The 26,385-nt window shown below is 37.3% G+C and carries 22 protein-coding genes; 18 read left to right on the plus strand and 4 right to left on the minus strand.

Features of this window, described 5'->3' with window-relative positions; all coding sequences use genetic code 11:
• The first annotated feature begins 103 nt into the window (after nt 1-103).
• Genes zigA through CXF79_RS02580 form a run of 4 tightly spaced genes read left to right on the plus strand, consistent with a single transcriptional unit; the run spans nt 104 to nt 3,112 of the window.
• Nucleotides 104-1,312: a zinc metallochaperone GTPase ZigA gene (gene zigA, locus CXF79_RS02565; protein WP_101153803.1), complete on the plus strand. Its 1,209-nt coding sequence runs from the start codon at nt 104-106 to the stop codon at nt 1,310-1,312.
• The gene (locus CXF79_RS02570) at nt 1,309-2,013 is read left to right on the plus strand and encodes a DUF1826 domain-containing protein (protein ID WP_101153804.1); all 705 of its coding nucleotides are present in this window, start codon (nt 1,309-1,311) and stop codon (nt 2,011-2,013) included. Before zigA ends, CXF79_RS02570 begins: the two co-directional genes overlap by 4 nt.
• 27 nt (nt 2,014-2,040) lie before the next feature.
• Complete coding sequence (locus CXF79_RS02575) at nt 2,041-2,667, plus strand: DUF2796 domain-containing protein (RefSeq protein WP_101153806.1); 627 nt, start codon at nt 2,041-2,043, stop codon at nt 2,665-2,667.
• Nucleotides 2,668-2,719: 52 nt separating this feature from the next.
• Nucleotides 2,720-3,112, plus strand: a complete 393-nt coding sequence (locus CXF79_RS02580) for a MerC domain-containing protein (RefSeq protein WP_011042642.1) — start codon at nt 2,720-2,722, stop codon at nt 3,110-3,112.
• A 216-nt stretch (nt 3,113-3,328) separates the two neighbouring features.
• Here the strand turns inward: CXF79_RS02580 and CXF79_RS02585 are convergent, their stop codons facing one another.
• Both CXF79_RS02585 and CXF79_RS02590 read right to left on the minus strand, forming a co-directional pair.
• Nucleotides 3,329-4,111 carry a LytR/AlgR family response regulator transcription factor gene (locus CXF79_RS02585; protein ID WP_011042643.1) on the minus strand — a complete coding sequence of 261 codons (783 nt, stop codon included), beginning with the start codon at nt 4,109-4,111 and terminating at the stop codon, nt 3,329-3,331.
• Nucleotides 4,112-4,220: 109 nt separating this feature from the next.
• Nucleotides 4,221-5,306: a sensor histidine kinase gene (locus tag CXF79_RS02590; RefSeq protein ID WP_101153808.1), complete on the minus strand. Its 1,086-nt coding sequence runs from the start codon at nt 5,304-5,306 to the stop codon at nt 4,221-4,223.
• Between the two features lie 162 nt (nt 5,307-5,468).
• Here CXF79_RS02590 and CXF79_RS02595 point away from each other — a divergent pair, with 162 nt between their 5' ends.
• The 3 genes from CXF79_RS02595 (at nt 5,469) to ribA (ending at nt 8,715) form a co-directional block, all read left to right on the plus strand.
• Nucleotides 5,469-6,707: an acyltransferase family protein gene (locus CXF79_RS02595; protein WP_101153809.1), complete on the plus strand. Its 1,239-nt coding sequence runs from the start codon at nt 5,469-5,471 to the stop codon at nt 6,705-6,707.
• A 282-nt stretch (nt 6,708-6,989) separates the two neighbouring features.
• Nucleotides 6,990-7,709, plus strand: a complete 720-nt coding sequence (locus CXF79_RS02600) for a hypothetical protein (protein ID WP_101153811.1) — start codon at nt 6,990-6,992, stop codon at nt 7,707-7,709.
• Between the two features lie 409 nt (nt 7,710-8,118).
• A complete protein-coding gene (gene ribA / locus CXF79_RS02605) occupies nt 8,119-8,715 on the plus strand; it encodes a GTP cyclohydrolase II RibA (protein ID WP_198560025.1) in 597 nt (198 codons plus the stop codon).
• A gap of 263 nt (nt 8,716-8,978) precedes the next feature.
• Here ribA and torS read toward each other — a convergent pair whose 3' ends face one another.
• On the minus strand, nt 8,979-11,981 hold the full coding sequence (gene torS, locus CXF79_RS02610; protein ID WP_101153813.1) for a TMAO reductase system sensor histidine kinase/response regulator TorS: 3,003 nt from the start codon (nt 11,979-11,981) through the stop codon (nt 8,979-8,981).
• Between the two features lie 52 nt (nt 11,982-12,033).
• On the opposite strand from torS, the gene torT reads away from it, so the two are divergent.
• Nucleotides 12,034-13,104: a TMAO reductase system periplasmic protein TorT gene (gene torT, locus CXF79_RS02615; RefSeq protein ID WP_101153814.1), complete on the plus strand. Its 1,071-nt coding sequence runs from the start codon at nt 12,034-12,036 to the stop codon at nt 13,102-13,104.
• A 51-nt stretch (nt 13,105-13,155) separates the two neighbouring features.
• Here the strand turns inward: torT and torR are convergent, their stop codons facing one another.
• Nucleotides 13,156-13,878, minus strand: a complete 723-nt coding sequence (gene torR / locus CXF79_RS02620) for a two-component system response regulator TorR (protein ID WP_101153816.1) — start codon at nt 13,876-13,878, stop codon at nt 13,156-13,158.
• A gap of 239 nt (nt 13,879-14,117) precedes the next feature.
• Here torR and CXF79_RS02625 point away from each other — a divergent pair, with 239 nt between their 5' ends.
• The 10 genes from CXF79_RS02625 (at nt 14,118) to CXF79_RS02670 (ending at nt 26,383) form a co-directional block, all read left to right on the plus strand.
• The gene (locus CXF79_RS02625) at nt 14,118-14,879 is read left to right on the plus strand and encodes a TorF family putative porin (protein ID WP_101153817.1); all 762 of its coding nucleotides are present in this window, start codon (nt 14,118-14,120) and stop codon (nt 14,877-14,879) included.
• Between the two features lie 383 nt (nt 14,880-15,262).
• Nucleotides 15,263-15,436: a trimethylamine N-oxide reductase system protein TorE gene (gene torE / locus CXF79_RS02630; protein WP_011042655.1), complete on the plus strand. Its 174-nt coding sequence runs from the start codon at nt 15,263-15,265 to the stop codon at nt 15,434-15,436.
• A gap of 60 nt (nt 15,437-15,496) precedes the next feature.
• On the plus strand, nt 15,497-16,675 hold the full coding sequence (gene torC, locus CXF79_RS02635) for a pentaheme c-type cytochrome TorC (protein WP_011042656.1): 1,179 nt from the start codon (nt 15,497-15,499) through the stop codon (nt 16,673-16,675).
• Between the two features lie 15 nt (nt 16,676-16,690).
• A complete protein-coding gene (gene torA, locus CXF79_RS02640) occupies nt 16,691-19,183 on the plus strand; it encodes a trimethylamine-N-oxide reductase TorA (RefSeq protein WP_101153819.1) in 2,493 nt (830 codons plus the stop codon).
• Nucleotides 19,180-19,890, plus strand: a complete 711-nt coding sequence (gene torD, locus CXF79_RS02645) for a molecular chaperone TorD (RefSeq protein WP_101153821.1) — start codon at nt 19,180-19,182, stop codon at nt 19,888-19,890. The genes torA and torD overlap by 4 nt, the downstream gene beginning before the upstream one ends.
• Before the next feature lie 586 nt (nt 19,891-20,476).
• Nucleotides 20,477-22,459, plus strand: coding sequence for a S1 family peptidase (locus CXF79_RS02650; protein ID WP_101153822.1), 1,983 nt, complete (start codon nt 20,477-20,479; stop codon nt 22,457-22,459).
• A gap of 64 nt (nt 22,460-22,523) precedes the next feature.
• Nucleotides 22,524-22,928: a hypothetical protein gene (locus tag CXF79_RS02655; protein ID WP_011042660.1), complete on the plus strand. Its 405-nt coding sequence runs from the start codon at nt 22,524-22,526 to the stop codon at nt 22,926-22,928.
• 271 nt (nt 22,929-23,199) lie between these two features.
• Nucleotides 23,200-23,487: a hypothetical protein gene (locus CXF79_RS02660; protein ID WP_101153823.1), complete on the plus strand. Its 288-nt coding sequence runs from the start codon at nt 23,200-23,202 to the stop codon at nt 23,485-23,487.
• 494 nt (nt 23,488-23,981) lie between these two features.
• Complete coding sequence (locus tag CXF79_RS02665) at nt 23,982-25,382, plus strand: TolC family protein (protein ID WP_101153825.1); 1,401 nt, start codon at nt 23,982-23,984, stop codon at nt 25,380-25,382.
• A 2-nt stretch (nt 25,383-25,384) separates the two neighbouring features.
• Nucleotides 25,385-26,383: an HlyD family secretion protein gene (locus CXF79_RS02670; protein ID WP_101153826.1), complete on the plus strand. Its 999-nt coding sequence runs from the start codon at nt 25,385-25,387 to the stop codon at nt 26,381-26,383.
• The last annotated feature ends 2 nt before the right edge of the window (nt 26,384-26,385 follow it).

Raw genomic sequence — 26,385 nt, forward strand, 5'->3', positions numbered from 1 at the left:
AATAACTATTCTCTTCAATCAATGCCTTGCCTAAAGACGTTTCTAATTCCAGCTGAAACCTGCATCTTCATGTAGTTTGGGTATAAAAACAGAGAGTGCTCTCATGCTTCACAAAAAAAAGTTACCGGTTACTGTTCTATCGGGTTTTCTCGGTGCCGGAAAAACCACAGTACTAAGCCATATTTTGAATAATCGTCAAGGTAAAAAAGTGGCTGTCATCGTTAATGATATGAGTGAAGTCAATATCGATTCAGCTACGGTTGCTAACGAAGTATCTCTCAACCGCAGCGATGAAAAGCTTGTTGAAATGAGTAATGGCTGTATCTGTTGTACATTGCGTGAAGATCTTCTCTTAGAGGTTACGAAATTAGCACAAGATGGACGATTTGATTACTTGGTTATTGAATCTACGGGTATTTCTGAGCCATTGCCGATAGCCGAAACCTTTACTTTTTCCGACGAGGACGGTATTTCATTATCAGATGTGGCAACACTGGATACTATGGTTACGGTTGTTGATGCGGTAAATTTTTTAAAGGATTACGAAGAGGCATCTTCTTTACAAGAAGTAGGAGAGTCGTTAGGGGAAGAAGACGAACGTAGTGTCTCTGATCTACTCGTTGACCAAGTTGAATTTGCCGATGTCATCTTGATTAGCAAAACCGACTTGGTTGATATTTCTGATATTGATCGCCTAATAGCAATACTGAAAACGCTTAATACCCATGCCCGAATAAGCCCTATTACTCAAGGTCAAGTCGATATTGATGCAGTGCTGAGTACTGGTTTGTTCGATTTTGAACGCGCCCAGAGCGCGCCAGGGTGGTTGAAGGAGATGCGAGGTGAACACATTCCTGAAACCGAAGAATATGGTATTAGTAGCTTTAGTTTTCTTGCTCGCCGTCCGTTTCATCCTGAGAAATTTTATCACTTTCTTCATGACACTGAAAAATTTGGTAAATTAATTCGTTCCAAAGGGTATTTTTGGTTGGCCACTCGTCCCCAATTTTCAGGTCAATGGAATCAGGCAGGTGGCATTGCTCATTATGGTTTTGCTGCTATGTTCTGGAAATCGGTGCCCAAAAAAGATTGGCCTATCGATGAGGAGTCATTGAACGCTATAGAGAAGCAGTGGGTTGAGCCATTTGGTGATATGCGTCAAGAATTAGTGTTCATTGGTCAGCAACTAGATCAAGGGGCTATGACTAATGCACTCAATGAATGCCTGTTGACAGATGATGAATTACTCAAAGGGAAAAATTACTGGGCAACACTAAGTGATCCGTTTCCAGAGTGGAGTGAAAGCGCGTGAATACAATAAATACTATTAATGAAAGTCAATCAACAAGTCTACTCTTACCTGAAACACTGACAAAACGTGCCAGTGAAAGTGACTCACCTGAGGCATTTACCGATATTTATCGAGATGACACCAATATTGCAATTTGGCAACGTAAATTGTCTGACAAACTAGTACTGGCTGTGGATGAGATTTTAAAAACGGGTGTAAGAGTTAAAATTGCAGAGGCAGTTAGCGTAAAAACTGTCCATGCTACGCTTTGTAATGCGTTAGGTGAGACGATCGCTGTGAGGAGGTTGAGCGATGACATAACACTATTGGTTGATATGTTTTGCTGTTTGTTTGATCTCAAAGAGGTTGGATTACGATTAACAGCACTCGACCGTGCTATGTGCCCCAGATTTCACTTTGATCGAATTCCGTGTCGACTAGTAACAACATATCATGGAATTGCCACAGAGTGGCTTCCTCATCAGTTGGTTGACCGCAATAAATTAGGTGCGGGAAACCAAGGTAAATCAGATGAACAATCAGGTCTTTTTGATAGCTCTGATGATATTCGTCAACTGAGCGAAGGTGATGTCGCCTTACTCAAAGGTGAGTTTTGGCATGATAATGAAGGTGGCGGTTTAGTACATCGCTCACCCGTTCAGCCAGAAGGTTTACTAAATGAACGTCGTTTATTATTAACGCTTGATTTTATTAACGATTAAATATTGTTAGTGAAGGGAAGTTTAAAAATGAAAGTACAAAAGTTAGTATCATTTTTGTTAAATATAATACTATTAAATGTCTTTTTATTAGGTCAAAACGTTCATGCAAAAAATCAGCACGAACAAGGCACTAGCTTAAATGCCCATGTACATGGTTTATCTGAAATGACGATGACGATGGCGATTGAAGGAGGAATTCTGGATATTCAGTTGATTTCTCCAACGGTCAATCTCTTTGGTTTTGAGCATAAAGCAAGCAACAAAGAAGAGATTACGATTGTTAATAATGCTAAAGCACTATTGAGTAATGCCGCAGCACTTTTTTCTTTCTCAGGTGGTGGTTGTACGCTCATTAATACTGCGATTGATGTATCAGGTTTAATAAAACTTGATGAAAATAAGCATGAACATCAGCCGAAATACAACAAAAAAGCACATGATGCTCACAGCGATCAAGATACAAGTCATGAAAATCACAGCCAAGTAGTTGCAAATTATCGCTATCACTGTGAAGAAAAATCAACGTTATCAGCTATTACTGTACTTGCTTTTGAACAGTTTTCAGGAATTCAGAAAATTCGTGCGATGTGGATAACAGATACAAAACAAGGTGTCGTGACACTGAGTGCTGAACGTAAAATAATGCGTTTATGATTATTAAAAAACAGATTATAAAAAAGACCTATAGTGGTCAGGAAGTTAAAAGATGATAAAAATAGAAAATGTTACTGATAAAATGGCAATTACGCTATCAATTGCTTGCGCTATTCATTGTTTAGCTTTGCCTTTACTATTGCTATTACTGCCAAGTTTTATGGTATTACAACTCAACAATGAAGCGTTTCATACTTGGATGGTAATAATTGTTCTTCCGACAAGTGTTTACGCACTATTTATGGGGTGTAAGCAGCATAAACGTTATAGATTACTATTTATTGGCTTTTTGGGATTAATTTTATTAGTTCTCGCAGTATGGATAGGTAACGAATTTTGGGAAAAGGCACTTACCCTAGTGGGATCGACGGTTATTGCAGGCGGTCATTATTGGAATTACCGCTTGTGTCAGCAACACACCCTTTGTCACCGCTGTGAAGATTAAATAATATAAACTAAATTTTTCATCGTGATGGTTAGAATTTAGAGCAACATAGTGCTAATTTTACCCCTTTCAATTCCCATAATTTAAAGCACAAGTCTAGATAAGCGGTGAATGAGAATAAATATGATAGGGATGAGTCGGGTTGTTTGAGTGTTCAGGGGACATAACAATCAATACATAGTAGGCAGGGTCTAGTCGAGCTTGAAGAAATGAATTTTATATTGAGGTAAGGTTGAATACCTTAAAGAAGTTTTCTTGGTAAGCTCGAGATAACCTTAGTTCAGTTCCTGATCTTAGCTGTAAGGTATGATCACCTTTGCTAATGGGAGTCACTTGAATAACTTCATTAATATTGATAACGTGCGAACGGTGTATGCGTACAAAAATAGTGGGGTCTAACTGACTCTGTACGCCAGTTAATGTTTGTCTGGCAATAAATGCCGTTCTTTCAAGGCAAATTTTTACATAGTTACCCGAAGATTCAATCCATTGAACTTCATCTGCTTTCGCTACTTCAATTGAGCCTTCAGCTTTAAATAGTAAAGTTTTTGGGTAGTGCTGGTCTGTTCGGTAATCTTGCACAAGCTTTGGAATATCAAATTTTTGTGTTGTTCCAGAAAATTCACGAAAGCGATTAAGTGTTTTAGCTAACCTAGCTTTGTCATAGGGTTTAAGGAGATAGTCAACCGCATTTAACTCAAATGCACTTATCGCATATTCATTAAAACCAGTCACAAATACAATGGAAACTTCTTTGTTAAACTCTAAATTACTGGCGACAGAAATGCCATCCAGTTTGGGCATTTGAATATCTAAAAAGACCAATGATGGGGTAAACTTATCAATGCACTCTAGTGCTTCCACGCCATTTCTTGCTTCTGCAACGACGTCAAAATCACTGTGTTCTTTTAGAAAGTGAATAAGCTTTTGACGTGCAGCAGGTTCATCATCTACAACAAGTACCTTGTACGAGCTAGAGACTTGAGCGAGTTCTGACATGTTATTAACCTATAAAAAGAGTAGGGCATTTATATCCTATCCTATCCTAACAAAGACAATTACTTTTAGCAGTGTTTTTAATATGCCTGTTAGATAAGCTATGTCGGGTTTATTGCATAGGTAAAGTCAGTGTTAATATAATGGAGTTGTTACCTTGTTGAACAAGTGAAACGTTTGCCGAATCACCATATAGCAGTTCGAGTCTTTCTTTGGTATTTTGTAAACCAATACCAAAAGAAGGTTGTTGGTTTTCATATTCGAGTAATGGATTCATAATAGTAATACAAAGCATCCCATCTTCACTATAGGCTTTAAGGTGAACTTCGCCCATATCATCAGAAGGCTCAATACCATATTTCACGGCATTTTCGAGTAATGGCTGTAGTAACATTGCAGGGATCAAAACGGACTCTACTTGTGGTTCAATTTCTATTTTTGTAGATAATCTATCACCAAAGCGTAACTGAGCTATTTCTAAAAATGAAGTCATAGCCTGTAACTCATCATTAAAGGTTACCCAAGGCTTTTGTTCTGCAGCTAATGAATAACGCAGTAGATTTCCTAAACGCATAATAATTGAATCGGCTTTATCAACATCTTGATACATAGTGCTAGAAATAAGATTCAAGGTGTTAAACAAAAAATGAGGCTGTAATTGATTCCTTAAAACAGCTATTTGTGCGGTGAGTAATTGCTCGTTGAGTTTTGCAGCGTGAATTTGTTCTTTTTGGTATGTTTCAAAATAAACTTTAGTGTAAGCGCCGAATACTATGGCACAATAGAAGCCTATCGTTTTAGGGTATTCATAGATATACCTTGTAAGTAAATCACCGTTATCCCAAAGCCTACCCTCAATTAATAAATAGGCTAAATGCCTTGTTCCGATCATTAGTGAGATAAAAAGGAAGGTAAATGGGATATACAAAATCGCCACTTTTAGCATTGATTTATATCTATGCGTTTCATCTAGTGACCACTTTTTACAGCAAAAAATAATGATTGGACAAACTAGGCCATAACAATAAACAGCGCTGTACTCTAAAAGCCAAGGTTCCCATGATAGCGAATCTTTACGATCGGCTATTGCGGTTTGTGTGATAAAAAAAGCGACGATAGAAAGTGAAACAAGCCCTATCAGAATCTGCTTAGCGGTAATGGTGGAATAAAAATGTAGCAGCGCTTTTAGAGTTTGCATATTTTACAATGACTCGACTGAGTAGTTAATTAAAATAATACACCATTTATTAATGGCATGTTTCCTTGTTAACACGTCCAAAGACCCACTTGTCCCTTAGTCATTTATTTTTTAGCTCTGTTTTTCTATTCTCAGCATAAATGAGCAGAGGATAAAATCAAAATGACAACACAAGTACTAAATAAACACCTGGAAAATAATCTCGGAAGCCGACTGTATTTTTTAGATTGGATCAGAATACTAGCCTTCGCATTTTTGGTTTTCTATCACAGCGCATTAATGTTTGTTGATTGGGGTTTTCATATTGAAAGTGGCTATAACAGCACTTTTTTGAAAACTATCATGATACTTAGCTCTAAATGGCGACTTGATATTCTGTTTCTTGTTTCAGGTGTGGCAATCAGTTATATGATAACTAAAATGCCACTTAAGTCTTTTACCTGGCAAAGAATTGTTAAGTTATATCTACCACTTCTCTTTGCTATTGCTATTGTTGTAGCCCCACAATCGTATTATGAAGCGATTCAAAAAGGTGTTTTTGAGGGAAACTTCTGGCAGTTTTGGAGTTCACATTATTTTACCTTCGCATGGGATAAGCGTATGAACGCTCCATTTCCAACGTATAATCACATGTGGTATGTGTTGTACTTGTTCCACTATACCGTTTTGTTGTTACCTCTTTGTGCCTTTATTAATAGTGAAAAAGGTATAGTAATACTGCAAAAAATTGAAAAATTCCTTACCAAAAGTTCGCGTGTTATCTGGTTACCACTAACCATTTATTTTGTTATTTTCTTCGCCTTCAATAACCATGAAGTCACTCATACTTTCTACGATGATTGGTATGGGCACGCAATCTTTCTTTTTGCCGTGCTCATGGGATTAATTTTTGTCCGAATGCCGAAAATATGGCTATCTTTTCAAGAGAATCGTTTTATATCTTTAGCAATAGGCCTAGCGAGTTATTCTGTTTTATTAACACTCTTCCTTTTACCTAATGAGATGTTTCCATTCGATACTGGTTTAGTTTGGGGGATAGTTGAAATATTAGTTAAATGGTCTTGGATAGCGTTAATTATTGGTTTTGCTAGAAAGTACCTGAACTATACCAATAGCTCCCTTAAGTATTGTAATAGCATTGTTTATCCATTTTTTATTTTGCATCAAACCGTCATCATTATTTTTGGTTTCTACGTGATCGATTGGGGCATGTCTGGAACTCTTGAGTTTTTGACCATAGTGGTGGGTACCTTTGTTATTTGCGCCTTACTCTATGAGCTACTTATTAAAAGGGTCAATATTTTAAGGTTATTATTTGGTATGTCATGGCAGAATAAAGAATCAATAGTTGATGATTTCTGCTCTAAATCGATTGTTATAAACAATGACAAAATAAGCTAAGTCGAGAGCCATATAGGGAATAATGCTAACGTTATAAGGTCGCTTGGAGATTATTCACCCTGTCATCCAAATACAATGCTTTGATGACAGTATAAATAAAAAGCCCCTTGCAGGATTGATAATATATTTTCAATACCTTAGTCATTGAGCTGCTCAAGTTAAGTAATATGTGCGTATCACTTTTGAATCAAGTAGGTGCTTAGGCAACTATAATATCAATTGTAACGGGTATATAACTCACAGATAGTCCAAATTTAATCATTAACTCTTTAAGGTATTGTCATGCTAATACAATTTAAAAAGATGAGAAATGCGCTTATTAGAGATGGTAAGTTTGGTAAGTATTGTCTTTATGCCATTGGTGAGATTTTTTTAGTCGTTACTGGAATTCTCATTGCCCTTCAGGTTAATAATTATGATTTAGCACAGCAAAAAAAAGCAATCGAACATCACTATTTGTTAACTATTAAACTCCAATTATCCGCAGATAAAGAAAAACTTTCAGCAGAAATATATGGTATGAATGAGCGAATAGATGATTATCTAGTTGGGATGAAATTAATCAATGAAAATGATCAGGAAAATCTTGAGGTCCTAGCAAGTAAAGTTATTCGCTTGCTCGAATATGGAGATTTTAGGCGACAAAGCAGTGTCTTCCAAACGTTAGTTTATAGTGGTGAAATCAAATACGTTAATAGCAAAGAAATCATTGAAAATCTGCAAGAAATTGAACGTACTTATGAAATTACAGAACGACTTGAAAATACTCAGGCTAATCTTGTGATGATTCATGCAGCACCAGCAGTTAATAAGAGTATGGATTTTGAATCTGGAAAGATAATCGCCCCAGATATAGTGTTTACCACTATGTTCAAAAATAATTTCTCTATTGCTATTCGCCTGGTGCAAGAGAAAAAAAGTGAATTTGAGCATGCGTTATCAGTGATTGATAACACCATTAAAATGATTGATTCACAAATAAATAAAAATGAGCATAATTAACTTCTGAGCTATTCGGAGGTTGTTACTTTTATATCATTTAGTTATAATTTTCAACGTGATGGTTCGATATCAACGGCGTAAAAGATGTTAAATTTAGCAGTATTTTACATGGGACTCATACCTTAATTGATTAACTCTAAAGCAATTATTTACCAGTAAACCTTGTATTCACTATTTTTATCCTCATTTTCAAAGTATCTAATGTATTTAGTTTTATCCGCAATAATATTTTGTAGTACGGTTTTTGTGCTAGTTCAACTTGGTCAATATTCAGTTCTATTGTTAGAACTCAGTTAGACAATGAAAAGTAAAAGATTGGATAAAACTTATTTTAGTTTCGTTATTGCTTTAAATGGCAGCGAGCTTAATCGATTTAATCTAGGTTATAAATATGACGTTAAATGAAAGCATACCCGCAATAAGAGCACGGGTAAAGTTAAGTATAAAAGAAGATATTCCGGCAGAAATTATCAGTTTTACTGGTCTTGTTGATGATAAAGAACATATTGCCATAGTATTTAAAAGCGCAGACAAACAGCAGAAATCTCCTTTAGTAAGAGTTCATTCTGAATGTTTGACGGGCGATCTATTCCATTCTTCTCGATGTGATTGCGGTGAACAGTTAGACGAATCAATCAACATAATGAAAGATAATGGCGGGATAATTTTATACCTGAGACAAGAAGGGAGAGGCATAGGTTTATATAACAAACTAGATGCATATCTTTTTCAAGAGCAGGGGATTGATACTTATGAGGCGAATAGAAAACTAGGCTTCAATGACGATGATAGAAACTATGATGACGCAATAAATATGCTCAAAGCACTGAATGTTTCGAGTCTACATCTATTAACGAATAATCCATTAAAGATAGACGCTATTGGCAAAGAAATATTGATTGAGTCGATTCAAAATACCAAAACTTATTTAAAAAAAGATAATAAAAATTATCTTTTAGCTAAATATGAATTATCAGATCATCAATTAGAATCGTCATTAATTTAAGGGGTTATCAAAGGTTAAGTTTTACCTATTAGAGTAGAGGTCTACTAAAATTATTTTTGGTGATGGATAAATAGTAAATTTACCTTCTGGAACCCCTTCGGATGCGAATGTATTGGTGTTATTTACTGCTTTATTGGCAGATAACTAGTTTTAATTTTCAGTCATTGAGCCAAACCAGTATGGCAAAAGAGTTTGGGGATTAAAAGCGGAAGAGGATGATGTTTAGTCAGATGTCAGTTTTTGTTATCCAAAGAATTTCAATGCTAAATATTTTTAAGGCTTTGCGCATATTGATTAAGCGATCGCTTGGATAATTGAGCTAATTCGTCAATCATAAGTAACTGTGAAGATGTCAGTTTATTATCTTCAGTGTTGATTTCAAGTGTGTGACAAAGTTGGTATAACCGAACCAAACCTAAACCGATGGCAGCGCCTTTAAGTTTATGTAATTTTGCGTGTTGATCAATGGCCGATAAACTTGAAAAATTACTATATTCGTTATCTATTTGTTGACAAAATAACCGAGTAAGTTGTATTACTTTATCACTGCCCAAGTACTCAATATCTTGGTTGGGAATATCGGCATCAAATAATAAAAATTCACTAAGCTCCTGACTTTCAACTAGAGAGTCCTTATTCGTTGAAGCAATGACTACGGCTTCAGGCATTTCAACTTTTAGTTCAAGACAAGGTTCCGTTTCTTGCTCAGCCCCACCTTCGACTTCCTGATTAACGAATCCTCTAACATTAAACATTACTTTGGCAATACTTGGTTTTAATTTTTTCATTTGCACGGGTTTGGCAACAAAACCATCAAAGCCTGACTTTATAAATTTAGCTATATCTTCATTAAAAACATGAGCTGACACTGCAATAGTTTTGAAAGGAGTCTGCTTTTCTTTCGCAATAACCTTGAGTTGTTGAGATAAAGTCACGCCATCAATATCAGGTAGATTGATATCGAGTAAGGCTAAATCAAATCGATTGTTGTGCATACATTTCAGCGCGCTAGCACCATCTTTGGCGGCTGTTACTTTATGACCCAGTTTTTCAACCAAGGCACAGGCGACATCAAGGTTTATTTCATTATCCTCGACAATAAGCACCTGATAATATTGAGATAACGCTTGTGGTGGCAAAAATAGTACTTGCTGTGCGCTAATCGCTTCTGCTGAAGCTCGAGCTAATGGAATCGTAAAGGCAAAACAACTGCCACGATTTTCTTCACTTTCAAGGGATAAAGTGCCTTGCATTGCACTGACAAGTCGCTGGCATATTGCTAGACCCAAGCCTGTGCCGACAGCACTTTGAAGATTATCTACCTGAGTAAACGCCTGAAAAACGTCAGCTTGCTTGTCTTTAGCAATACCGCAGCCGGTATCAGTCACTGAAAATGTTACCTCTGAATCTCCAGAACTACTTTCATCATTAACGTCTATTGATAAAACAATACTGCCCCGTTGAGTAAACTTAATGGCATTGTTAATCAAGTTTATTAATATTTGTCGTAACTTACCTAAATCAGCAACGCGCCAGTTTTCAATATTTCCTTTTTTTTCAAAGTGCAGCTGCAATGATTTATTCTGCGCTCTTGCTCGCATTAAATGCACGACATCTTCCCCTAGCTTGCCTAAATCAATGGCACGGTAAGAAAGCGCTATATGGCCTGCTTCAATTTTTGAATAATCAAGAATATCATTCAGAATATCTAATAAACTTTCGCCTGAATATAAAATAGTTTGAGCATACTTTTGCTGCTCTGACGTGAGCTTGGTATCGGTTAACAACTCTAATGTGCCGATCATGCCATTCATTGGCGTACGTATTTCATGACTCATGCTCGCTAAAAATACCGATTTAGCTCTATTGGCTTCGTCTGCTTGCTGCTTTGCTAAGGCGTGCGCTTTAGATTCACTGTTTAGCTTCTCATTGGTAAACCTTAACTCTTGCGTTCTAATATTTATCAATTGCTCAAGGTTTTCTTTATGCAAACGTAATTCTTGCTCTGTTTGAAGCTGCTCATACTCAAGCTGTTGCTTTTTAATCGCATGCTCTCGAAAAACATCGAGCGCTTCAGCTAAATGTTTTAACTCTTCATCATTTGATGACTCGACCGTAATCTCTAAATCACCAGCGGCTAATCTTTCTATTGCGTCGGTATGCTTTTGCAGCTTAAAAACAATACCTTGATAAACCACCTTCCACATCACAAAGACAATGACAATAAGGGATAATAAGGTGGTAATTAAAAATACGTTCTGGGACCAAGAAACCAATTTTTGATGTTGTTGACTGGTTTTTTTGGCTAACTCACCTTGCTTTTCAACCAGTGACAATATTCCTTGGTTTAATTGCGTTAATTGATTAGAAATATGTTGGTGAAGTAAGCTTTGTTTTTGATCCAATTCAATGGCTCTTTGTTGATTATCAAGCAAGTTATCAAATAAATTAAGCTTAATAAGTGCGATATTGGCCAAGTTAGCTCTGTAGGGATCAGTAATTGAATCCACTAAGTTTGATATCAGCAACACTAGTCTGTTTTTATTGTGGGTTAGCTCATTAAGCGGCTGGTACTGTTGTGTGGTAATAACCAAGTTAGCAATTTGCTCTAACTCCAAAGCATTTCGCTCTAACGCGGCCATTTTATCAAGTAAATTAAGGTCTTCATCAATGATTAAATCAATATCTTGTTTTGCTTGTAGCAGATTACTTTTCTGCTCAATTAAATCATAAAGCCCTGATAAACGAACTAACGCAAAGGTACTCGCATTAGCTACCTGTGATTGAGATAAAACAGAAATCTCATGAACCGATGCTTTCACCACAGTAAAGGCTTGATCACGTTGTTGTTGATTGGTGATTTTATTTTTGGCATAGAGATCAAGTTGCTCAATGCCTTGGTTAATATCTTTCTTTAAACTAATTAACGAAGGTAAATTTTTCTTGTTGAGATTGAGTAACTCAAGAGCAATAAATTTATCTTCAACCGCCAAATGTAGCAATGTTAATGTCTGACTGATTTCCTGACGCTGTTCTTCATCGGTGACATTTTTTAATAACGTCGTCTTATGGGTGATTTGCAAACTAAGGTTCGCTAGTTCTCTTGCACTTGAAAGGGTAGGTAAGGTTTGTTGAGTAATAATATCACCAGTGCTGGCAATAAGGCTGAGACCATTCCAAGCGACAATACTCACAAACAGCAGTAAACCCGCAACAAAGCTAAAGGCAAATAATAGTTTGTTACCTATACTTCGACGAAAGTGCAATGTAATATCCTCTTTTACACGGCCCGTGTATTAATTTTAAATAGAGTTTTTTGTGAAAATACTTTTAGTGTTACTACTCAACATTGTTTATTGTTTGTTTTTCTTATCAACGGCAGTCGCAACTAATCAAGACCAGTTAAATAACAATCGTGCAACGAGTACAATAGCAGTAAGCGAGCTATCAACAAGTAAAGTATCCACAGGAAAAATTAAATTATGTGCGGTCTACCCTCATCTAAAAGATTCTTATTGGCTTAGCATCAATTTTGGCATGACTGAACAGGCAAAACAAAGATCAATTGAATTAAAAGTCCTAGATGCCGGAGGCTACCAGAATAAGGATGAACAGTTAAGACAAATTGAACAATGTATTCATTGGCAAGCAAGCGCAATATTAGTAGGCTCGGTTAATTTTGAGGCATTAAATCAAAAACTTGCACAAGTTAACAAGCATACGCCAGTTTTTGCCTTAGTAAATGAAATAGCCACGAACAATATTAGTGGCAGAACGGGTGTCTCTTGGTATCAAATGGGTTATCAGTTGGGAGAATATCTGGTTAAGCACCATCAAAATAATTTCAATACTACACCAGCAACACTTGCTTGGTTTCCTGGCCCTAAAAGGGGAGGGGGCAGTTTACAATCTACCAAAGGTTTACAAGCCGCACTTGTGAATAGTCCTATTGAAATAATCGCTATCGAGCACGGCTTAAATGAGAAGATAACTCAGTTTTCTTTGCTCAAAGACACCTTGAAAAAATATAATAACATCGATTATTTAGCGGGCAATGCTGTGATGGCTGAAATGGCAATAAATGAGGTCGGAAGGTTACCTAAAGAACAACAACCTGAGATCCTAAGTCATTACCTTAGCCATGGCGTTTATCGTGGTATTAAGCGTCATAAAATATTAATGGCCAATTCAGATCAAATGGTACTGCAAGGTAAAATGGCCATTAACCAAGCCGTTGATTACCTAAAAATAGGGAAGGTGAAAACTTTGCAGGCACCTACAATTATCACGATAGATCAAGCGACTATAAAAAAACTAAAGACTGAATTGTCATTGTCACCAAGTAACTTTAAGCCTATTTATAGTATTAAAGCTACTGAAGTAAAATAAGCGCTAGTAGTATTTAAGCTTGATCATTGATGACATCAATTATTTGTTAAGCTAGGTAATATCAGCGGCGAATAAATACCCTTCACCATGAATCGTCGTGAAAATCTGTGGATCTTTCGGATTATCTTCTATTTTGTGACGTAAACGACGAACCAGCACATCGATGGTTCTATCATTGGGTGCATCAACTCTATGCTCAATTAAATTAAGTAATCGATCACGGCTGAGTACTCGGCTAGGGTTAGCGACAAAAGCCACTAAAATATCGTATTCAGCTTTAGTTAGTTTTATTGGAATATTATTTTTGAGCAACTTTCGTTTTGGAATATCAAAGCTGCATTGACCAAAATGAAATAAATCGTCATCTTCCTCATTTTCTGTAGCTATAACAGATTTTTGCTCGGTTAATGATATGCGCCATAGAATGTTTTTAACGCGAACTAACAGCTCTCTTAGCTCGAAAGGCTTAGTAACATAATCATCAGCGCCCATTTCTAAACCAATAATTTTATCGATAGAGTCAGTTCTCCCGGTCACAAGCACAATGCCAATGTTCGAATGGCTGCGCAGGTTTCGAGTGATCATCAAGCCATCTTCATCAGGCAAGTTAATGTCTAACATGACTAAATCAATGTGATGATTTTCCAATACCACCATCATTTGGCTTTTATTTTCCGCTTCACTAACTCGATAACCAGCATGTTGGAAATAACCCACCAGTTTGGCTCGTGTTATCGCTTCATCTTCTACCACTAAAATATGTTTATCGTTCAAGCTTTATTCCTATCCTACTGTTATCAGAAGTAAACCAACACCACCAAGTAACAGACTATCAATAAGTCATACCAAATCAAATAATTTTCGCTGAGTGAGAATAACTTAATTGAATTGGTATTTATGCATTTTTACATATTGTGTTCATTTAACCACACAATGCTGTTCATAACTGAGCGATACAATAACGCCATCAAAAATAGTTTATCTGATTTATATCAATTTTGGAGTTCTAAGTTATGAATAAAGTAATAAAAACAGCAAACCGCGTACTAATTGGCACAATGTTACTATCTTGCCCTTTTTTAGCAAGTAGCGAACAAAGTAAAGAAGAACTATTTAATGGCACTTTCAGTGGTTCACTAGAAATGGCAACCGATTACGTATTTCGTGGTGAATCGGAAACAGGTGATGGCGATATTCCAGCCATTAAAGGTAGCTTTACCTGGACTCATGAAAATGGTGTTTATGCGGGCGTATTTGGCGCAACCAATAAGTTTGAATCTACCCCTGACATTAGAGCCGTACTAGCGCCGTATATTGGCAAATTTGGTACTTTTGGCGACAGTGATATTAGTTACAATATTTTTGTCTTTCATTATACCTATCCGGGCGTAGAAGACATGGACTATACCGAACTTTGGATGAAGGTTGCTAAAGACTTTGGTCCTGTAAAAATAGAACTTGAAGTAACTCCAACCCTAAATGATTGGTTTGGTGTTGATGGCTGGAGCGGTATTAACTACGCTGTTCACCCGAGCAAAACGTTTGATAATGGTATTAAACTTTCTGGCTCTATTGGTTATCAAGAACTATCAGGAGAAGGTGCTGAAGGTTGGGCTCATTGGAACTTAGGTATAAGTAAAAACGTTTATGGCCTTAATGTTGATGTGCGTTATCACGACTCAGATGTTGATAGCTCACATAAAGTTTATGGCTCTGAACAAGGCCAAAGAATCTTCGATGAACGCTTTGTTTTTAGTGTTAGCAAAAGCTTTTAGTCACCTTTTTTAACCATTTACTTAAAGTCATTTTCTTTAAATAAATGGTTTTAAGTTAGCTAATTTAAGCAACTTAGCTTAAGCAATAAATAAACAAAAGAGAGAAGGGCAGTGAAGCTTAACAGTTTTGCTGTTTTTATCATTTTACGGTTATAAAAATTATCAGTACTTAAAGCTCTTCAGTTGCTTAGCTTATGTCTCTTCAAGTCGCTCGAATATAAACATTTCTGTTCATATCTTTTCACAACTTCACGCAAGCTGTCATTTCCTAGTTCATGGTCATTCACATTCTTCAACTATAATTAGCTCATCAAAAAACTTTGAATGAAACGATAAGTCATTCAAAAAACATCCCAGATATTGATTAAGCGAGGAGTTTCGACATGACCACGGAACAAATAAACAAAGAAACAGGTGAAAAGAAAAAGCGTAAAGAACTTAAGGCATTAGGATTCATTATTGTAGTGCTATTTCCCGTACTCAGCGTATTCGCTATTGGTGGTTACGGCCTAATTATTTGGTTAATTCAGGCATTTGGCGGCGTAATTCCTCATTAGGAAAGCCACTAGCATTCTCTCAAACAAAGTAAAAAATTAAGAATAACGAGGATTATCAACATGAAATGGCTCAAAAACCTTTGGCAAACACTTAATACGCCAGCCAAATACTTAACCTTAGGCTCCATCAGTTTAACAGCTTTCATTATGGGCGTTGTTTTTTGGGGTGGATTCAACACCGCTTTAGAGGCAACCAATACTGAAGAATTCTGTATTGGTTGTCATAGTATGGAAAGTAAACCTTATCAAGAATTACAAAAAACAGTGCATTGGTCTAATCACTCTGGCGTACGTGCCACTTGCCCAGACTGTCATGTTCCACATAGCTGGGGTCGTAAAATTGCTAGAAAAATGGAAGCATCCAGTGATGTTTGGGGTTGGGTTTTTAACACCGTTAACACCAGTGAAAAATTCGAAGATAAACGTTTAGAAATGGCGTCACGTGAATGGGCTCGCTTCGAGAGAGATGACTCGTTGGCTTGTAAGAATTGTCACAACTATGACTCGATGAAATGGGACACCATGTCTAAGTTGGCGCAAAAACAAATGAAGCGTGCCGCCGAAAAAGATCAAAGCTGTGTTGATTGCCACAAAGGGATCGCACACATATTACCCGATATGGGAACCGCAAGAGCACCGCAGTTAATTGCTGAAGTAGGCACTGGACCAAGTAAATTCACCAATGAACAATACTACTTCAGTGCATTGACCAAGCCACTATTTTTTAGCGCTAAAGGTGATGTAGAAGCAGGCACGTTAAATGTCGCAACCAAGGTTAAAATATTAGAGAGCAAAGAGAACAGAGTTAAAGTTTCAATTAGTGGTTGGCGTAAACAAATTGGTGCTGGCCGAGTTATTTATTATGACTTTGGTATCAATATGTTAACAGCACAATTATCAAAAGAAGCGGCAAAAACTGAAGGTGTCATCAATGGCTTTGAAGAAAAAGAAGACGAGATGACCGGTTTGAAATGGCAACGTGTTGAAACAACATTATGGACTGATGCTGAATACCTAATTACCGAGCAACAGCCACTTTGGGATTATGCTCGTACAACCTTTAGAAGCAGCTGTAGTGTTTGCCACACGCAACCAGACGAAGCTCACTTTGACGCAAATACTTGGCCAGGCATGTTCCAAGGCATGATAGCTTTTGTCAACATGGACCAAGATACCCAAGCATTAGTACAAAAATATCTACAACAACATTCATCAACTTTTGTTAAAAAAGAACATTAATCGGAGCTAAGTATCATGAAAAGAAGAAATTTTTTAAAAGGCATTTTAGCGACATCATTTACCGTAATTAGCACTGCTTCGGTTTTGACACCATTGACCGCTTTAGCAAAAATAGGAGCTAAAAACCGTGACGATTGGCTAACAACAGGTTCTCATTTTGGTGCCTTTAAAATGAAACGTAAAAATGGTGTTATTGATCAAGTAAAACCATTTGATTTAGATAAATATCCAACCGATATGATCAACGGAATTAAAGGCTTAGTTTATAATCCATCACGTATTCGCTACCCTATGGTTCGCTTAGACTTTTTATTAAAAGGTCATAAAAGTGATACCAGTCAACGCGGTGATTTTCGTTTTGTTAGAGTCACTTGGGATCAAGCATTAACCTTGTTTAAACAATCACTTGATGAAATACAAACAAATTATGGCCCCTCTGGTTTACACGCAGGACAAACAGGCTGGCGTGCCACCGGGCAGTTACACTCTTGTACTAGCCACATGCAACGAGCTGTTGGTATGCACGGTAATTTTGTTAAAAAAATTGGGGATTACTCCACGGGTGCAGGTCAAACAATTTTACCTTATGTTTTAGGCTCAACCGAAGTTTATGCCCAAGGCACATCATGGCCATTAATTTTAGATAATGCTAAGACAATCGTATTATGGGCAAACGACCCTTATAAAAACTTACAAGTTGGCTGGAATGCTGAAACCCATGAAAGTTTTGAATATCTTGCTCAGCTAAAAGAAAAAGTAAAAAAAGGTGAGGTCCGCGTGATCAGCATAGATCCCGTGGCATCAAAAACTCAAGATTACTTAGGTTGTGAAAAAATATATGTAAATCCACAAACAGATGTAGCCTTAATGCTCGCTATTGCGTATGAGCTTTACACCAACGACTTACATGACAAAGATTTCATAAAAGGTTACAGCTTAGGTTTTGAGCGCTTTGTGCCGTATTTAACGGGCGAAGAAGATGGCATTGCTAAAACAGTCGAATGGGCAGAAAAAATTACGGCTGTACCTGCCGACGTAATTAAAGAACTCGCTAAAACCATGGTCGCTGGTCGTACACAATTATTAATGGGTTGGTGTATTCAGCGTCAGCAACATGGTGAACAACCTTATTGGATGGCTGCTGTATTAGCGACCATGATAGGTCAAATTGGTTTACCTGGTGGTGGAATTAGTTATGGTCATCATTATTCTGGTATTGGTGTACCTTCTTCTGGCGCTGCAGCACCGGGTGCCTTTCCTCGCAATGTAGATGAAGGTCAAAAGCCGATATTTGACAGCACTGATTTTAAAGGCGCTAGTAGTACTATTCCTGTTGCCCGTTGGATAGATGCGATTTTAGAGCCGGGCAAAGTGATTGATGCCAATGGCGCTAAAGTGACTTACCCTGATATTAAAATGATGATTTTCTCAGGGAACAATCCTTGGAACCATCATCAAGATAGAAACCGTATGAAAAAAGCATTTCATAAACTGGAATGTGTGGTCAGTATCGATATCAACTGGACGGCAACCTGTCGTTTCTCAGATATTGTACTGCCAGCCTGTACTACCATGGAAAGAAACGATATCGATATTTATGGTAGTTATGCCAATCGTGGCTTGCTTGCTATGCAAAAAATGGTTGAACCATTATTTGATAGCTTATCTGACTATGAAATATTCACTCGCTTTGCCAAAGTGTTAGGCAAAGAAAAAGAATATACCCGCGGTATGAATGAGTTTGATTGGCTAACAAAATTATATAATGATTGTAAAAAAGCCAATGACGGTAAGTTTGTTATGCCTGAATTTGAGCAATTTTGGCAAGATGGATATGTACACTTTGGTGAAGGTAAGCCGTGGACTCGACATGCTGCTTTTAGAGAAGATCCTGAAATAAATCCGTTAGGCACGCCTTCTGGCATGATTGAAATACACAGTAGAAAAATAGAACGTTATCAATATGATGATTGTAAAGGCCACCCAACATGGATGGAAAAATCAGAACGCAGTCACGGTGGTCCTGGCTCAGATAAACACCCTATTTGGATGCAGTCTTGTCACCCAGACAAACGTTTGCATTCACAAATGTGTGAATCAAAAGAATATCGAGATACTTACACGGTACAAGACAGAGAGCCGGTTTATTTAAATCCAGCAGATGCTAAGCACCGTGGCATTAAAAATGGCGATGTGGTGAGAGTATTTAACGATCGAGGCCAATTACTTGCTGGCGCAGTGGTAAGTGCTAACTTCCCTGAAGGTGTTATTCGGATTCATGAGGGCGCTTGGTATGGACCCGTTGGCGATGATGGTAGTATTACGGGTGGCGCAAAAGTGGGAGCGATTTGTAGTTATGGCGATCCTAATACTTTAACGCAAGATATTGGCTCATCTAAATTAGCTCAAGCTTGTTCAGCCTATACTTGTTTAGTAGATTATGAAAAGTTTAGCGGTAAATTGCCGCCAGTAACCTCATTTCAAGGACCATTGGAGATCGGCGCATGAGTCATGTAAGCCAAGAAACAGCACAAGAAATTTCTGAAGAAAGAGAAGCAAGAGCGATAGTGTATAACTTTCTCTCCTCACTCTTTGCTAAAGAAGTCACTAGTGACTTAGTGGCACAATTAACATCAGCTCAAGGGCAAAGTTTTTTAAAATCACTTGCGCTTGATCCAAGCTTGTCTGCATCGGTAAATGAGATTAATACTAAATTAGTCAAGCTGAACAGTAAGGAATCATTACTTGAATTGGCTGCTGACTTTTGTGGTTTGTTCTTAGTCGATGGTAGAACGAGCGTGTCGCCATATGCAGGTCAATACCTTAGCGTCGAGCAAGGTGGAGAACCAAGTGAAAAACTAAGCAATGCCGCTATAAATGAGTCAGGTTCAAAAAGTAAAAACAATAAAGCTCAACTGTTTGGTGAACTTCATCAGCAAATGACCGAATTTCTAACGGACAACAAATTACAAATACACAGTGATTTTCCAGAACCCGGCGATCATATTGCAGTTATCTTGGCTTATATTGCTCATCTGTGTGTTACCAGTGGGTCTGAACAACAACTTAATTTCATCAATAGTTATTTAATGACTTGGCTAAGTGACTTTACTCAACAAGTGAATAAGCATGATCATGGTCTGTTTTATTGTTTCGTAGCTGATTTAACGCTTGAGTGGCTAAAAGTCGATACAGAATTTTTGCTAAGCGACTAGTAGATTAATCGTTTGCAGTGTTTAGCAAATTGGCAGAATATCTTACTTTATAAGGGAATAGCGTGTGCTTTCCCTTATTTTTATGTGCTATTTATACGTACAGGGTTTAGTAGAAAGGTCATTATTGCCTTTATTTCACGATTTAAACAGTGGTCTAGCACCGTCTTTAAAATATCGTGTTTATAACAATACTCGCTCCTTATTATCAAATACTTCGCTTACAAAGAATCCCCTCCCGCGCTTACAAAAAATAGTTGAATTTTTACAGGATAATAATGTCTCAAACTCAACTAAATAATTTTATCTTAATTATAACGTAAAACAATGTTAATATTATGTAAATATACTGATAGCATTCTATTGTTAATAATAAAAATATTGATATTATTCAATAGGAAAAAATAGAGTGTAGATGTAACAACCAACAACTGAACCGTTAAGTCAGTTATGTGTTTTTAATATGATATTTAGCTAGGTTTATCAGTGGAGTTCTCGCTTTAACGGCTTACTTTGTAAGCGCCTGATAACTATTCGATGTCACCAGTACCCTTTTGCCTAACCGGTAATATATTTTGGAATAAACTTAATGAAATTAAATACCTTTGTGATCGCGTTTGTTAGCTCAGCTATCACTCTTTATAGCCAAACCAGTTCAGGAGCACCTTCCTCGGATTCAGGTGATCAAATAAAGAGAACTGCAACGCAACGAATTATCAATGGTGTAGAAGCTAAAAAAGACGATTACCCGTTTATTACTGGCTTAATTGCTTCATCGACTAAAGAGGGCGGAGAAATATCACCCTTTTGTGGTGCTTCTTTTATTGGTGGTCACTATATATTAACCGCATCACATTGTGTTGATGGATCTACCGCTTCAGACATCGATGTGGTTGTTGGTGAACACAATCTTAAAGATCGCACTACCGGAGTTCGTTATAAAGTCGCGCAAATTTATATGCATGAAGACTATGACTCCGTTGCTACCAACAATGATATCGCAATACTTGAATTAGAAACGGCTATTACCAATGTTACGCCGATTAAACCTTTAACAGTAGAGCTTGAGTCCTTATTGAAAACAGGGGACCTATTAACGGTGATGGGCTGGGGGAACTTGTCAGTTGATGATCCGTCTTTTCCTACTGTTTTGCAAAAAGTAGACGTTGCGTTATACGACCGAGATAAGTGTAATACTGCATATGGCGGGGGGCTTACCGAGCAAATGCTTTGTGCTGGTTTTGAATTGGGCGGTAAAGATTCATGTCAAGGTGACAGTGGAGGTCCGTTAGTGATAAATAAAAACGGCGAGTGGTATCAAGCTGGTGTCGTTAGTTTTGGAGACGGCTGTGCTGTAGCAGGTTTTCCAGGGGTGTATGCGCGTGTTTCAAAATTCCTTGATTGGATAAAAGAAAAGAAAGCCGGCGTATCATACCAACAAAAACCGAATCCGGGTTATGTTGAAAATGGTTATGAAGACATTGCTACCTTGAAATTTAAGAATTTAAGCGCAACAGAATATACGATTACAGATATTAAGTTCACCGATTTAAACAAAGTTGCGCAGCCGACAGTTGAGTCGAACAATTGTAATAGTAAAGCACTAAAACAAAATGAGAGCTGTGAGTTTACCGTTAAAGTGACAAGTACTGAATTAGGCGAAGGGGGTTTTAATATCAGCGTTAGTACTACTCACCCCGGGAATAGCTTAGCAGAGCAATTCTTTGCTATTAATGCCCTTGAAAAAACAAGTTTAGACATGAAGACTTTACTAGATATTAATAACGACGATATTGAATGGTATTCTGGCGGTGATGCAGTTTGGCAAGCGCAAACGACTCAAGTACTCAAAGGTGATAATGCCGTTGAATCGGGCGATATTATCAATTCACAGAATTCGGTCTTACTAGCGATTATTAAAAATCCTGAAGTTAGCGATTTTTCGTTTAACTATTTAGTACAAGCTGAAGAAGGCTATGATGGTCTAAAAATAGCGCTTAATGGTCGCAAAACAGAGTTTTTCGCAACGGGTGTAACGCAAACCATATTTAAAGAAGAAAAAGTTGTTTTAACCCCAGGTACTGATCGAATTGCTTTTATCTTTTCAAAAGATGAGACGGATGATGATGCTGAGGTAGGTTTTAATAAAGCCTATATTGATCTTGTACAAAATAGTACAACGAACACTGCTCCTGTTATTAACTTATCTAAGAGCATTTATGCAGTAAAAGTTCAGAAGGAAGTGTCATTAGATGCGTCTAAAAGTGCAGATGAGGAGGGTGATACTCTTCATTTTAAATGGGAGTTAGTTGGCGATAAACTCGGCTCTGTGCTTAATAATGCTACTTCAGCTCAAGCAACGTTTGTTGCAGGTGATAAAGCAGGTAACGTTACCTTTAAAGTAATCGTTACGGACCAGCAGGGTGCTACTTCAAGTAAAGTGGGAAGTGTAACCATCACTAAAGATACTACCGAGACTAAAGATACTGTAGAGGCCAAAAAGAGCGGCGGTGCAGGAGCTTTTATACTGCTATTCTCGTTGTTATTTTTATCACTAAGAAGTCGTAAGTAATAATATTTTGTTAGAGTGGGCACTGTTCGTTCCCCACTCATTTATCTTTTTATTAAGGAAATTTATGAGTAAATCAATAAAGTCTACTCAGAGCATGCTGCTATTATTGCTTGCTATGACAACATCAGCTTGCTCAGCTATATCAGCAGAAGAAAAGAAAGACAACGTGGCCACACAAGCTAACTCTCTTGAAGTTATTTATGGTTTTGATATCAAAGCTGATGGTTTATGGTTTTTAGTGAAGTCTAATGGCTGTACTAGCGAGAAAAATTTTAACTTACGATTAAAGCGCCTAGATAATGATACCGCAGAAGCCAGTCTCTTCCGCACAAAACGCGATTTATGCCGAGGTTTACCTCGGTTGGTAAGTATTGAAATGCCAATCAATGATAGCAATATTACTGGTAGCCAGTTTACAGCGAGCAATCCTTTTTCAGTTAAACCCGTAAGTAAAAAGAAAAAGATGTAGTTCACATAGTTGAAGTTCCCTTACTGGCTAACGACTGCAAGTCACTAGGGAACCAATAGCTGTGATGATTTGATAGCCTAGTCCAATTTAGAAACTAATTGATAACACAGATGACCATGAGGTTTAGGACTTTGTTTTAGATACCTAGGTGTCTTAGTAAAGTTATCAATAAAATCAAGAAAACGTCGGCTAGCAGTATTTTTTGTTGTTATTGGAAATAATCATTTTTAAGCCCATACTCTATGGAACAGACAATTCAATAGGAAGTAATATGGATATAGAGCAAAAAGATAAAGGAGTGATAGCAGTACTCCTCAAACGTTTTGAACATGAACGCTACCCAAGAATTAAACAGCTCGAAGAGAAAGTTGGTAACGGTGCTGTACTCGATCAACATGATCTAACCTACCTAGAGCAGGTCTTAATGGACACCCACCAAGTTATCGCCATTGTAACTCGACACCCTGAATATGGGGCGTTGGCTAAAGAGACTCTACTGATGTACGAAGAAATCATGACTAAATCTCAATTAAATAGTAACAAAGTTTCATCAAATTAGAGCATTGCTGAGATCCCTTCAGTTTTTAAATTTATAGTAGTGCACTCGGCTCTTTGTAGATGAATGCGCCTGAACTAGTTAGTAACGTTCATTAGTTAAATGATTTTTAAGCTAAATATGGCGCTCAATTTTGAGTGTCAGTTTAGCGTCTTAATCGTTGACTGTGCAGCTAAATGTTTTTCCTCCAGTCACATGCCAATTAACTTGTGCCTTCCAAATGTATGCATATATATATGCCATTAATTTTATTCCTTAAATAAACCACCTATAAATTCGATTCGTTAGCTGAGTTATTAGTTATTAATTCATCCAACGAGACCATAAATTTATAACTAATTTGGGTCTAATAATACTTATTCTATTTACTTCTTAATTGCAGTTTACTTTAACAAGCTAGGTTGAATAAATATTTAGGTGCTTGTAATTATGGTCAAGATGATAGAGAGTAGAGTTTATTATCAGCTTGATAAACAAGGTAAATGATAGGTTATATTATGAAAAATAATGTAGTTTTACTGGCAGTTTTAATCTTAGTTATAAGCTTATCAAGTAAGCCTATTGTGGCTCAGACATTCACTTTTTCCCAAGCATGGAAAACTGTACTGCAAGAAAGTGACGCACTCGCGGCAGAGAAACAAAATATTGAACGATCTCAATATTTACAGGAAGCCGCAAGTGACCTGTTATTACCCAGTATTTCTATAGGGGCAAACTACACGCGTTTAGACCATGCCGTTAGAGTTAGACCTTCTGAAGTGATAGCGAGCATGCCTATTGATAGTATCAATGAAGCCTTTGGTATCACGACAGATAACTTAGATAGCTTTTTTACTTCGACTTTATCTGAACGTGATATTTTCACTAGTTCAATCCGTGCTTTATGGCCCGTTTACACAGGAGGACGTGTCAGTGCTGTTCAAGGAATTGCTAAAGCCCAAAATGATGAAGCAAGTCATTTACTGACGATGAAACAGCTAGAAAAATTTGAAGACTTAGTGAAGTATTATTTTGCAGTAGTACTTTCTGAGCAAGTACTTCAAACGAGAATAGATGTAGAGCAAGGTTTAAAGACGCACTATGAAAATGCTGTAAAACTAGAAGAACAAGGGCAAATAAATAAACTAGAACGTTTACAAGCACAGGTTTCATTAGATAAATCCCAAGTAGAGCGAAAAAAATCACTTCGAGATGCTGAAATCGCACAAATCGCCTTAGGCCGATTACTTAAAACCCGAGCAAAAATCACACCTACAACGACACTATTCATTAATGAATCATTACCTCAAATGTCTAACTATTTAGATAAATCACTAGCTGATTTCCCAGCACTAAAAATGCTTGATTCTAAAGAGAAACAAGCAGTCGGATTAATCGAGATAGAGAAAGGTAAATATTATCCGGAAGTTTATCTTTATGGAAACTATAACTTGTATGAGGAAGATAACTTAGCTTCTCAAATCGCACCTGATTGGGAAATCGGGGTTGGGGTCAAGATCCCTATTCTCGATACCTCTGGTCGTTCAGGAAAAATGAAAGCAGCGCATAGTTCAGTAATGCAAATAAAATATCTTAAAGCACAAGCCGTACAAGATTTATCTGTTTTGGTGGAAAAATCCTACCGAGAAGCAAATCAATCTCTAGAAGAATATCAAGGTCTTGCATCAAGTTTAGCCTTAGCAAATGAAAACTTAAGGTTACGCACTAAAGCCTTTAAACAGGGGGTATCAACATCAATAGATGTTGTGGATGCAGAATTATTTGTTGCGAGTATAAGAACCCAACGCTTTGTTGCCGCGTATCAATACATGTTATCTCTTTCTAAGCTACTCGCATTAAGCGTAGACATTCATAACTTTAAACATTATCAATCTTATCAAGGTATAGAGGTTAAATAGTGATGCACAATTTGAAAAAAACAAGCAGAACTTGGCCAATAATTTTAATGATAATCGCTTTAGTGATTTGGCTGATTTATACTTTTTATCAAGCTTATCAGCCACTCCCTGAAAGAATACAAGGTCAAATTGAAGCGCAAAACTTTAGTATATCTTCGAAAATACCTGGTCGAATAGAGCAAGTGCTTGTCAGAAAAGGAGATAAAGTATCAAGGGGACAGATGATATTCACCCTGTTAAGCCCTGAGATACAGGCAAAACTTCAACAAGCAAAAGCAGGTGAAAAAGCAGCTGGGGCATTAGCTGAACAAGCGGAAAAAGGTGCAAGAATTCAGGAGATAGCCGCAGCTAAAACTCAGTGGGAAAAAGCAAAAGCAGCGAATGAGTTAATGGAAAAAACCTATAACCGAGTCAACAACTTATTTAACGATGGTATTGTCGCCGAGCAAAAGCGTGATGAAGTTTATACGCAATGGCAAGCGGCAAAATATAATGAAGGCTCCGCTTATCAAATGTATGCCCTAACTAAAGAAGGCGCACGCGACGAAGTAAAAAGAGCGGCAAAAGAAAAAGAGAATATGGCCGCTGGTGCTGTAGCCGAAGTTGAGGCTTACATTGCAGATACTAAAATAGAAAGCTGGCATAACGGTGAAGTCAGTCAGGTATTACTTCAAGAAGGAGAATTAGCCCCTCAAGGTTTTCCTGTCGTTACTATTGTAGATATAAATGACGCATGGGCCATTTTTCATATTAGAGAAGATAAATTGAAAGACTTCCCTAAAGGGCAAAAAATAGAAGTGGCCATTCCAGCTCTAGGCGAGGGGAGTTTTACTTTTGAAATATCGCATATTTCTGTTATGGGTGACTTTGCTACTTGGCGAGCAACAGATAGCGCTCAAGGCTTTGATATGAGAACATTTGAAGTTGAAGCGAGGCCACTTGAGCACATTCCCTTGTTAAGAGTCGGTATGACTGTATTACTAACCAGTGTGACTAAATAGTA

Origin of the sequence: Colwellia sp. Bg11-28, from assembly GCF_002836245.1 — a bacterium.
In the GTDB taxonomy this organism is placed as follows: Bacteria; Pseudomonadota; Gammaproteobacteria; order Enterobacterales; family Alteromonadaceae; genus Colwellia; species Colwellia psychrerythraea_A.